Raw genomic sequence first — 10,852 nt, 5'->3', positions numbered from 1 at the left:
ACGGCCGATCCCGGCTTCAGGCTTCACCTATTTTCTTGGTGAGTGAAGCTCGTCACGATATTGTAGGCCTGCGCACCGACGAGATACATCATCGAGATCCTCTATGCAATCCTATGACATGGTGGTGGTCGGCAGTGGGCCGGCCGGTCAAAAAGCAGCCGTCCAAGCGGCGAAACTGTCCAAGCGCGTGGCGATCATCGAGAAATCGCCGCAGCTTGGCGGGACATCTCTCAATACCGGGACTCTGCCCAGCAAAACCCTGAAAGATACGATCGAGTACATTCACGGATTGGGTCGGCGGGGATTGCACCAACTGGGCGCCGAACTCACCAGGCAGCTGACGCTCCCAGACCTAATGACACGCAAAGACCTCGTCATCAAGACCGAAGTCGCCGTGATCACCGACCAGTTGCAGCGCAACGGCATCGAGGTCATTCACGGCACAGCCGGCTTTGTCGATCCCCATATCTTGCGCGTCGTGAGGTCAGACGGGCACGTCGATCAGGTCCGTGCCTCGACCATCGTCTTAGCCACAGGGTCACGACCACGCCGTCCCGCTGAGATTCCCTTCGACGATCTGATCGTGTGTGATTCGGACTCGTTTCTCCGCACGGCAAAGAACCCTGCCGGCATCATCGTCATCGGCGGAGGTATCATCGGCACAGAATATGCCTCGATGTTGGCCGCCTTCGGGATCAGTGTCGTCCTCATCGATCGGCGGACTCACCTGTTGCGGTTCTTAGATCAGGAAATCGCGCAAGCCCTCGACTCTCAGATGCAACAGAATGGGGTCGTAATGCGGCTTGGTCAGGAACATCTGGACATCTCCATGAATGAGAGCGGATACCCAATGGTCCGGCTTCAAGACGGCGAAACAGTGACAGCCGACATGATGCTCTACACGATGGGACGGATCGGCAATACGGAAGCCTTGAACCTCGCCGCGATCGGCCTCCTCACCGATCGACAGGGGCAACTCACGGTCAACGCCCAATACCAAACAGCCGTTCCTCACATCTATGCGACGGGCGATGTCATCGGGTTTCCCGCGCTCGCCGCAACGGCCATGGAACAAGGCCGTCTCGCCGCCTGTCACGCATTTCATGTATCCGACGCACAGGGAATTAAGGTCATCCCGTACGGCATTTACAGCATTCCCGAAGTTTCGATGATAGGGAAAACCGAGGAAGAACTCGCCACCGACAATGTTCCGTATGCCACGGGGCGAGCCTTTTTTCGAGAAATGGCGCGCGGGCATATCAGCGGTGATCTCCACGGTCTCTTAAAAGTGATCTTTCACCGCGACACACATACGCTCCTGGGCGTCCATATTATCGGGCCCGGCGCTACCGAATTGATTCACATCGGCCAATCCATTCTGACCTATGGAGGAACGGTGGAGTACTTCGTCCACAACATCTTCAACTATCCCACGATGGCCGAATGCTATCGCACCGCGGCCCTCGACGGTCTGAATCGGCTGCAGCATCATCCTCGACCGAACTGGGCGATATAAGACCACTGCACATCCCTCATTTTTGCAGCCGCTCTTCGCTCTCGCGGATGTTCGTGTACAATACGCCGTCTCATACGAGACTCCAGGGCCTATACAACCCACGCCAAGCCCCAGTTTTCTTTCCTCAAAACTGCTAGGATGGATCGTCCCAGTTATGTTTCATCTATTGTGAAAGGAAACCCCAATGTTGAAACGTTCACATCTCATCGCGGTCTGCCTCATCGCTTCGATCATCGGCGGACCAACTCTCTCGTTCGCAAAAGCGCGAGGATCCGCTGGAGGTTTTTCGAGCGGAGCGCACGGCGGAAACTCATCAATGGGAATCGGCAGCCGTGGATCTCGCACCCACCAGGATAATGGCGCCAAGCCGATTGAACAATCCACCACCCCCCAGCCGTCAACCACCCCACCGCCGAATGCGGCGGGCACGCCACCAGTGCACCCGGCCCCAGCCACATCGCCATCCTGGTGGCAACGCAATCCCCTGCTCGCCGGGATCGCCGGCGGCCTCGCCGGTACTTGGATCGGCCATATGCTCTTTGGCGCAACGGAGACCAGCGCCAAGACTACGGATGTTGAACCAGGAGCGGCATCGAACTCAGCATCCAACTCCGTTGGGCTGATCCTCTTGCTGATGTTGATAGGGGCCGGGGGGCTTTACTATTTCAAAAAAGGCCGTCAGTCTCCCGCTCCGGTATTCACTGGACTTTCGCGTGGCAGCGCCGGGAGGGGAAGCCTGCTCGACATCTCGTCCAACTCCACCGACAGGCCGACAACCGATACTGCCTATACTGTGACGACCGAAGATAAGGCAGCCTTTCAGCAACTGCTGACCGAGATTCAATCTGCCTGGAGTGCGCAAGATATAGCGGCATTACGACGTCTTTTGACGCCGGAAATGTTGAGCTATTTCAGCACCGCCTTGGCCGAGGACAACAGTCGAGGCGTGCAGAATCACGTGGAAGGAGTGGAGTTGCTCAAGGGCGATGTGCGTGAGGCCTGGACTGAAGACAACAAGGACTACGCAACCGTGGACCTACGCTGGAGCGCTCGTGACTACACCGTCTCCACGACGATCCCGCGCGGGGAATCGGGCTATTTGATCGAGGGCAGTGAAGAAACCGCGACGGAATCTCATGAAATCTGGACCTTCATGCGCGTGCGGGATGGCCGGTGGCTTTTGTCGGCCATCCAGCAATAATCCCCCAAGAGGGATACCCCTTATTCCTAGGTTAGAAGGAGGCTCACATGCCACACATGACCGCTGTTCAACTTGACTCTCCCGGTGCAGCATTCGAGGTCGTCAATCGAGAGATCCCGACACCCGGAGCAAACCAAGTCCGCATTAAAGTGCAAGCCTGCGGGATTTGTCATAGTGACTTGTTTGTGAAGGAAGGCTATTGGCCAGGCCTGCACTACCCACGGGTCACAGGTCACGAGGTAGCCGGCATTGTGGACGAGGTGGGAACCGGTGTGACGACGTGGAAGCGAGGGCAGCGCGTAGGTGTGGGCTGGCATGGTGGACATTGTGGTGAATGCAATCCCTGCCGGCGTGGCGACTTCATGGGATGCCTGAATTTCCGTGTCACAGGATTTCATGATGACGGAGGATATGCTCAGTATATGATTGCTCGGACGGAAGCCCTGGCCGCCATTCCGGATTCGATCTCTCCTGCCGAAGCAGCACCGATCCTGTGCGCGGGCGTGACGACATTCAACAGCTTGCGACATAGTGGGGCGGTCGCAGGCGATCTCGTGGCCGTGCAAGGGCTAGGCGGTCTTGGCCACCTTGGGATTCAGTTTGCGAACAAGATGGGATTTCGCACCGTCGCCATCGGTCGAGGCAAAGACAAGGAATCCCTCGCGCTGAAGCTCGGAGCTGCCCGATATCTGGACACAGACGCAATCGACGCCGCAAAAGAACTCGCAAGCCTTGGGGGCGCTTCGGTCATTCTTGCGACGGCTCCGAACAGCAAGGCCATGTCAGCGCTCATCGACGGGCTGGGAGTCGGGGGACGACTGCTGGTGATCGGCGCTGGGGCTGATCCCATCAGCGTAACACCCGTTCAACTGATTATGAGCCGCCGGTCCATTACTGGGTGGCCCTCAGGGACCGCCCGAGATTCTGAAGACACACTAAACTTTTGCGCTCTCACGGGAATTCGGCCTATGGTCGAAACCGTCCCGCTGGAGCAAGCCGCTACGGGCTATGAGCGTATGTTGAACGGAAAGGCACGATTTCGCATGGTGCTCACCATGAAGTAGGGCGGCACGGCGGATGCGGGCATAGTCTCAGCGCATCATTCAACCGCCGCTTTTTGCCAGCCGCCACGAGTGTGTGAAGGAATGTGCCATCCTGTCAGCTTCAAACAATGCCTACATCACCTTTACGATCATGGTCGAGCAACTTTGTTAGCTCGGGAGGTTTTCTTTTGCGCGCCGCCACTATATATTGAGTAGACGGGCGATGCCTTCGAAAAGGTACCGGTTCGGCAACTCGAGAAAGTGGACTGCTAGCTCATGCCTTATCGTGGCTTTTCTCCAGCATATACCTTCTTTCCTCATGGCTGTGTTTTTCGCCATGGCAATGATCCCCCGCCAGCTCCTTGAGTTCTCCTCCAGACGGTTTGCTAACACAAACGAAACCACTTGAGCGAATAGGATAGTGAACGTGCACCGTGGACGTCAGGCGGCCGGCCTGACGCGGTGGTGACCGCCCCTGCCTCTTCGTATTTTATGCGTACATTCAAGATATTCAAGGATGGCAATCATGTTGAAAGGCATAGGCAGCTCTATTCCCTTGCTCTTAGTAGTATTGGTCGGCTGTACCATGTTCCCGAAGGAGGTCATGCCGCTTCGCGTCCATGACATCCACATCAACGGCCAGAACTCCATCAATCCTGTTGAATTGTATGCGGTCGTCGGTGAGGAAATTCGGTGGCACAACGACCTCTCGGTTCCGGTCTATCTCGGATTTCTTGGTGTTCATCCAATGCAACAGGCAGGTTGTGAACGGGGGTTCAAGACATGGTACGGAGCGATGAAGGATATTGTAAGGATTCCAGCAGGTCAGTATGTCAGCTTGTGTTTTCTCCAGTCTCGAATCGTCCAGTACAATATCTGGACAGATATCGCAGACCCCGCCCATTCGATGAGTCCAACGGCGGTCATTCACCTCGACGAAGCGGCATGATGGCGAGGGGATTATTCGCAACCTTGTGTAGGAGGCAGTGATGAAAATGACTGTACGTCAAAAGTTAATCGTCGTTTGTGCGTATGGGCTATGTCTTGTATCGGCGCCGGACATTAAAGCCTATGAGGAGATTCCTATAGCCGATAGCGGCTCGCTTTCGGGTACCGTCTATCTCGATGGCAAAGTGCCGATGCCGAAGGGGTACAATCTCACGACGGTGCCGGACCGCGTCTACTGCGGGCGGATTTCAGACGGCAAAGGGTGGCGATTGCTGCAGCCTTTTGATGTCGGCCCGAAGGGGGAATTTCGCCGCGTGGTTGTGTATCTCGAGGGAATCGACAAGGGGAAACCTTTCGAAGAATATACGCCGCCGAGGATCGAGGCCATTGATTGCCGCTTTCTGCCGTTTATCAACGTCGTGCGCGATCAGCACGATATCGTCGTCGTGAACATGGACCCTGCCATGCATGACATTCAAGCCTATGAGACCTCGAAATTAGGGCCTCGCGTCTTGTTCAATATTCCATTGCCGATCAGTCAACGATATCCACATGAGGCCGGGTTGAGCACCCGTGTTCACAAGCACTACGAAGGAAAGACCGTCACTCAATCGGTCAAGATGACGAGAGACCGGAAGATTTTCAGCATGCAATGCGGCTTCCATCCGTACATGGAGAGCTGGGCATTGGTCGCAGATCATCCCTACTATGCCGTGGCCGATGAGGAAGGACGGTTCGAGTTAAGCGATATCCCGCCCGGCACTTATCAGATAAAGGTCTGGCATCCCTATGTCAGGGAGGACATTATACAGACGATAGCAATTGAACCGAACAAGCAGACGAGCATCGTGTTGAAGGTCGAGGCGCCGATCGGACGCCTCTATGCCAACCAAATGGTCGAGAATGCCTATGCTCGGTACACCATAACCGAGGATACGCTGAGTCAAATCTTGCCGACAGTGGAACAACAAAGCATCAACGCAGACTAGTAAATAGAGGATGTATAAAACCTTGGGCGAGCTATGCTGCTTTGTGAATTGATAATCGGGTGTCGGAAGCCACTGGAGGCACCTATGGTGTTCGAAATCTTCGGGCTCTCTCGGAACGTACCACCTTAAAAAATCTGCGGTTCTTCAATGGACCAAGACCTCAACGTCTTGATATATGAGAGGTTGGGTATATCAGCTCAGCCGCCGATCTTCTTACCAAAGCAAGGGGACGAGCACATACGCGGCGGCAGAGACCAGCACTCCAATCACCACGCCAAGCAGCCCTGCCACATAGAGTCCGGCAAACGGTGCCGCAAACACAAGTATAAGCATGAAAAGCGCCATCGTTCGATGGCCTTCATAAAACTTCTGGCGAGCTTCAGCTGAAAAGAAGCCGGCATGGTCGGAGTCGTAGCGATCAGGCATGCACAGAGTATAGACGAAATCTACCTCCTCTGTCCGTCTCAAGTTCCGAGCATGAGCCCGCTCAAGGCGGACGGTGTCAGTGGAAGACTGGGTCCGATCCTGTTCCTTTCGTCAGGTCACAGCACTTCTTGAACTTCTTCCCGCTGCCGCAGGGACAGGGATCGTTGCGACCGATCTTGGGACGGCTGGCCGGATCATGATTCAGATCGCCCGCTTCGAGCCGCGCTTGATAGATCGACCGTCCCAAGTGAACATACTCACCCATCGCCTCAGGGAAGACCTCCATTATAGATGCGGCCAGCTGCGCCAGAGTACTTTTCCCCTTCGTTTCCTTCCGATAGGCCTTGGCGAGTTTCGGCGATGAAAAAAACGTCAGCGTCATCAGCAATGCTCCGAGCTCTTCATCAAGCTCCTCAGGCATATACGCGTCCCACACCTCCGCAAGATAGTCATAGCCCATTCCAAATCCTTGCGCCCATTGGCTCAGGGGCGCATCGACATTCAAATTGTCCATTGGCTGAAGTCTCACCTCACAGCCTGGCGGAAGGGATATAGTCCCTTTGGGACGTTCCCGGACACAGTCATTGTAGAGCGCCATCATAGCCTGTAGCACCTGCTCTGCTTCATTCTTGGTCTCGTACTGAGCCTCCTGATCGTTGAACACCATCGGAATCCATTCCGACGGCGGAATCAACTCCGGCCCATTCGCCAGGCCGAACAAGAAACCGGCCAATTGAGGATAGGTCAAGGTGTCTTTTGGTCGTTGCGGCGATGATAAGAAGCGTGTTAAGAGCCTCGCCTGTTCACTGGTGAATGGTGGGACTGTAGCCATCATGATCTGACCACTCTCTCAGGTATGGCCGGTGCATTTCAATTCTTCTTTGAGCTCGGCTGTTTCTATCTCTGCTCTCCCATTCACCGTCTCTTGAAGCACCACAAAATATGAAACAGAGATTCCTTAGTACATTTCGGTTTCGCCGACCACCACCCTTACTGAGCAAGTTATCTGCCGGCGAATTTTCGAGGGTCAATAGTCTGTCCTGTCATGGTCCCTTCGACACTCGCGAGATACGCACGCGCCACCGAGGCGGCCGGCATACCATGCACCGGGTCCATCTTGCGCGCGATCAATGTTTCCGTCACCCATGGCGGGCTGACAACGTTTACCCGCATCCCACGCGGCAACTCCAAAGCGGCAGCACGGATGAAGCCATCCAGTCCGGCGTTCACCATGCTGATGGAGGCGCTTCCCTTCATCGGCTCGTGACTGAGCACACCGCTCGTGAGCGTAAAGGACCCGCCGTCGGCGATGAACTGTCTGCCGATCCGCACCAGATTGACTTGGCCCATCAGCTTGTTCGTGAAGCTGAACTGGTAGTCTGCATCCGTCAACTCGTCCAGACTGGCAAACTTTGCCTGCCCGGCGGCACTGACCACAGCATCGAATGCTCCCACCGACTGAAACATCGCCCGGATCGAATCCGGCGAGGCCAGATCGACCTGCACTGATCCTCGGTTCCGCCCGACTACCACGACCTCATGGCGTCCCGACAGAGCCGCCACAACGGCTGACCCAATGGTGCCTGTCCCACCTATCACAATCACTCGCATAACCTTTTCCTCCTACCTACCATCTACCGTTGAGATCTACAGATATGCTAAAGGTCGAGCTGTCTGGTTTCAACAGCTGAAAAGGAAGCGATGGAGTCGGAGTGATCGGACCTATCCGGCAACTCAGTCTTCCGCTATGACTGTACGGTTGACCGTTTCAAATCCATCCGCAATGTCTTTGTTGCCTCACCACTCACGGATTTGTGGCCCTTCCCCGTCAAAGACAGCGTGCCACCGCCGAAGGTCTCCAGCTCTTTGCATCCTCGCTTGTTGAACTCGACGACCCGGTTTGATGCATCCGGCCTACAAAGACTGAGCATGCATACAGTCAACTTGGACTTCGTGACAGTGACACGACACAATTTCATGGAACAAATTCCTTTGCGTTCACTGAAGTGAGCGGCGGCATGCTTGAGACCCGCATTATTCGTTGATCATACAGCTATCAGCACAGCATCGAAGCGCTCTTCAGGTACGGCGAGCTTATCTTCCTCCAAGGCTGCAATATAGCCTCGAATAGCCTCTCGGATATTGGCAACCGCTTCCTTCCTTGGCTCAGACAAGCAGGCAGGCTTGGACACTCCGCCACCCAAAAATCATCCTCTGCCCGGAAAATAATCACTTGCCTCATGATTCACCTCCCTATGCCCACCAGGTTTTGTGAATCAGAACCGGTTGTAATGCACTATGCTAGTAACATGACTTACTACAAGCGGTACACGTGCCTGACCCTATTGAATTATGGCGCTATTGCTCGTCCGTTATCATGAATGGAGTATTATTACTTTCCAGGCTTCTGGCGATGATGAAATGTTGAATGAATTTCAACTATTTTCAAATAAAGATGGCTGTTCAGCTGGAACTAACTTCTTTGTATCCTGGAACACACGATCTGAATTTGGTGGGAACTCAACCTGACTCAATGCATTCTCGATGTTTTGTTTGCAGACGACTGCAATGCCATGATTCCCAGCCAGTGGAAGGTCTGCTGCTACTTCTTCACGTGACAGTGGTGTAACAACCACTGGTTGAATTTGCAAATTTCCGTAGCGGACATCCGCAAATTTTTCCTTTATCAGCGCTGTTCTTTGAACTAATTTTGCTAGCTTGTCACTCTCATTGATCAACCCCACCGTACATTCAACAATACCCACATGACCAGATTGTGTAAAAGCAATAATATCAGGCCCTTTCTGAAGCTTCGGAATACGACCATAGTTTGCGACTGAAAATCCAAGGAGCGTTAACAAAGTCGAAACGGCGCCTTCAAATGCATATGGCTTATCTGTTTCTGGCTTTAAAAGCATTTTTCGCAATAGATCTAAGTCTTGATCAAATATTTGATGGATAGCTTGCCACGGGTTGAGATTTTTCTGAGGATCGGTGACCCACCATTGGTGCAGAGAAATACGATCATAGCTTAAGAAGGCCTGCAAAACCGAAGCTTCACCTATGGCGACTCGATGAAATGCCACCTTGAGATCTTTGTCATCTCGCCACTCAAAGCTATCTCCAGTCACACTTGACCGAATAATCTTCTGGTCCTTCTGAAGCATTCGATAGCCAAGACGCAGTTTGAAGGGATCAAGCCTTTTGGCCATCCGACACTCGATAACAGCTTCGGCCCCCTTAATTACCGAGTTTGCGCCAACTACTGCAGGCGTTCTTGCAACAATTTCAAGCGTTGATAAGTCCCCCATTTGAGTAAGGGTTGGTAAGGTGCAATGGCTCAGAAGATCATCCATTGAGTCAAAAGGAAAATCGGCAGCCTTCACCTCCCAATCAAATTGCCGATTACCCCATTCCGATTTCAGCAACTCGTATTTGTTGATTCCATGAATTATAAGGCTCGGCAATCTTGGCCCATCCGAGATCAATGGATGGTAAATCGGAGCAAAGGAGGCAGAAATTGACCCCGAGGAATCAGTAAGAAGTGAAATAGGTCCTCTATCGGTATCCATTCGCCCGGCTTTTGCGTTTTCCAGTAATTCTGCAATGGAATCTAACGCCGTCGCCTTTACGAAACGTCCAGCAACTATATTCTCTGTTTCAAATTGAACAGAAGACTCGTTGACCTCATCACGTATTGGCTCCAAAAATATCCGACCAACTAAGAGATGACTTCCTTCCTGTCTTTTTACCGCAACATACGAATGGATTGAACAAATATATGCCGTCTGCCATTTTGAAAGTAGCGACTCGAAATCTACAAATGCTTGCTCGAACGAATTACTCATAAGAGCCTATCAGCTCATAAGAAAGACCAGCCAAAAAGCGGCATCACAAACTCTTCATGGTGGCATACCTAGCGCATCCAGCAAAGGGTGATTGGCGGAGATGCATACACCGTTTTGCTGATGAATGCAACCATTAACAGAGTAGCAAGTGGCAAGAAGGCTGTCGGCGACACAGAGAAGAAACCGTCAGTTACAACAGCTGAACGATGAAACACTTCAAATACATGTTTCCGGGCATGCTGGCAAGATGGGCGGGTCGGACTTTACCTCGCCACTCTATGAGGGGGATGTCTCTCTTGGCGTCGCACGTGGCAAGGCGAATGCTGTCTAAGAGCGGCCTCTCATCCAGCTGTAGACCAACTTCTCGTCAGAACGACTTATACTCGAGCCATTTGCCGTTCAACGTGATTTTGCAGCGGGTTTCACCCTCACTGCCGGTGACCTTTTCCATGTCCACCGTGAAATCGATCGCGCTCATGATACCGTCGCCGAACATCTCGTTTGCCATCTCACGCAACGGATCGCAGTACACGCCGATAATTTCGAGCAATCGGTACTTGAACGGGTCCGTCATGTTCGGCAGATCGGTGCGTACCGGGAAGCGGCTCAAGGACTGGACAATCTCGTTGTCCAAATCCAGAAGCTGGCCGACCTTCACCGCTTCGTTCGTGGTCAACCGCTGATTGCCGTTCAACGCCGCTGCCACGAACGTAGGGTTTTTGCCGATAGTTTTCGCGACATCGGCAATGGTGAGTTTCTTCTGGAGTCGAGCAGCCTTGATCTTGTTGCGTATCGTTTCTTTCTCCATGCTGGCCTCCATAAATAGGGCCTCTTTCAGCAATCGACACGAGACCCTCATGATAGAGATGGACCGGTTAACC

The 10,852-nt window shown here is 53.3% G+C and carries 10 protein-coding genes and 1 pseudogene; 5 read left to right on the top strand and 6 right to left on the bottom strand.

Annotated elements, in window-relative coordinates; genetic code table 11:
- Positions 1-103 precede the first annotated feature (103 nt).
- The 5 genes from sthA (at position 104) to ACOSYY_RS05285 (ending at position 5,697) form a co-directional block, all read left to right on the top strand.
- Entirely contained in the window at positions 104-1,516 is a 1,413-nt protein-coding gene (gene sthA / locus ACOSYY_RS05305; protein WP_421661226.1) for a Si-specific NAD(P)(+) transhydrogenase, read from the top strand.
- A gap of 184 nt (positions 1,517-1,700) precedes the next feature.
- Positions 1,701-2,717 carry a TIM44-like domain-containing protein gene (locus tag ACOSYY_RS05300; RefSeq protein WP_421661225.1) on the top strand — a complete coding sequence of 339 codons (1,017 nt, stop codon included), beginning with the start codon at positions 1,701-1,703 and terminating at the stop codon, positions 2,715-2,717.
- A gap of 47 nt (positions 2,718-2,764) precedes the next feature.
- On the top strand, positions 2,765-3,781 hold the full coding sequence (locus tag ACOSYY_RS05295; RefSeq protein ID WP_421661224.1) for an alcohol dehydrogenase: 1,017 nt from the start codon (positions 2,765-2,767) through the stop codon (positions 3,779-3,781).
- A 505-nt stretch (positions 3,782-4,286) separates the two neighbouring features.
- Positions 4,287-4,709, top strand: a complete 423-nt coding sequence (locus ACOSYY_RS05290; protein WP_421661223.1) for a hypothetical protein — start codon at positions 4,287-4,289, stop codon at positions 4,707-4,709.
- Between the two features lie 40 nt (positions 4,710-4,749).
- On the top strand, positions 4,750-5,697 hold the full coding sequence (locus tag ACOSYY_RS05285) for a carboxypeptidase-like regulatory domain-containing protein (RefSeq protein WP_421661222.1): 948 nt from the start codon (positions 4,750-4,752) through the stop codon (positions 5,695-5,697).
- A gap of 502 nt (positions 5,698-6,199) precedes the next feature.
- Here the strand turns inward: ACOSYY_RS05285 and ACOSYY_RS05280 are convergent.
- The 6 genes and pseudogenes from ACOSYY_RS05280 to cynS all read right to left on the bottom strand — a co-directional run.
- Positions 6,200-6,958 (bottom strand): YecA/YgfB family protein, encoded by a 759-nt coding sequence (locus tag ACOSYY_RS05280; RefSeq protein ID WP_421661221.1) that lies wholly within the window; start codon positions 6,956-6,958, stop codon positions 6,200-6,202.
- Between the two features lie 167 nt (positions 6,959-7,125).
- Positions 7,126-7,734, bottom strand: a complete 609-nt coding sequence (locus ACOSYY_RS05275) for a short chain dehydrogenase (protein ID WP_421661220.1) — start codon at positions 7,732-7,734, stop codon at positions 7,126-7,128.
- A 134-nt stretch (positions 7,735-7,868) separates the two neighbouring features.
- The gene (locus tag ACOSYY_RS05270; protein ID WP_421661219.1) at positions 7,869-8,102 is read right to left on the bottom strand and encodes a hypothetical protein; all 234 of its coding nucleotides are present in this window, start codon (positions 8,100-8,102) and stop codon (positions 7,869-7,871) included.
- Between the two features lie 66 nt (positions 8,103-8,168).
- Positions 8,169-8,365 (bottom strand): annotated as a pseudogene (locus ACOSYY_RS20375) (type II toxin-antitoxin system HicB family antitoxin).
- Positions 8,366-8,558: 193 nt separating this feature from the next.
- On the bottom strand, positions 8,559-9,971 hold the full coding sequence (locus tag ACOSYY_RS05265; RefSeq protein WP_421661218.1) for a hypothetical protein: 1,413 nt from the start codon (positions 9,969-9,971) through the stop codon (positions 8,559-8,561).
- Positions 9,972-10,338: 367 nt separating this feature from the next.
- Positions 10,339-10,852, bottom strand: a 514-nt coding sequence (gene cynS, locus ACOSYY_RS05260) for a cyanase (protein WP_421661217.1), incomplete at its 5' end; no start/stop codon positions are given.

It is taken from the genome of Nitrospira sp. BLG_2 (assembly GCF_049222245.1).
This window is presented reverse-complemented; position numbering and strand designations above follow the sequence as displayed.

Bases quoted from the DNA above. Each gene is read 5' to 3' on its own strand.
- ACOSYY_RS05265 (WP_421661218.1), bottom strand. From the start codon at position 9,971: ATGAGTAATTCGTTCGAGCAAGCATTTGTAGATTTCGAGTCGCTACTT.
- ACOSYY_RS05280 (WP_421661221.1), bottom strand. From the start codon at position 6,958: ATGATGGCTACAGTCCCACCATTCACCAGTGAACAGGCGAGGCTCTTA.
- sthA (WP_421661226.1), top strand. From the start codon at position 104: ATGCAATCCTATGACATGGTGGTGGTCGGCAGTGGGCCGGCCGGTCAA.
- ACOSYY_RS05295 (WP_421661224.1), top strand. From the start codon at position 2,765: ATGCCACACATGACCGCTGTTCAACTTGACTCTCCCGGTGCAGCATTC.
- ACOSYY_RS05300 (WP_421661225.1), top strand. From the start codon at position 1,701: ATGTTGAAACGTTCACATCTCATCGCGGTCTGCCTCATCGCTTCGATC.
- ACOSYY_RS05290 (WP_421661223.1), top strand. From the start codon at position 4,287: ATGTTGAAAGGCATAGGCAGCTCTATTCCCTTGCTCTTAGTAGTATTG.
- ACOSYY_RS05275 (WP_421661220.1), bottom strand. From the start codon at position 7,734: ATGCGAGTGATTGTGATAGGTGGGACAGGCACCATTGGGTCAGCCGTT.
- ACOSYY_RS05285 (WP_421661222.1), top strand. From the start codon at position 4,750: ATGAAAATGACTGTACGTCAAAAGTTAATCGTCGTTTGTGCGTATGGG.
- ACOSYY_RS05270 (WP_421661219.1), bottom strand. From the start codon at position 8,102: ATGAAATTGTGTCGTGTCACTGTCACGAAGTCCAAGTTGACTGTATGC.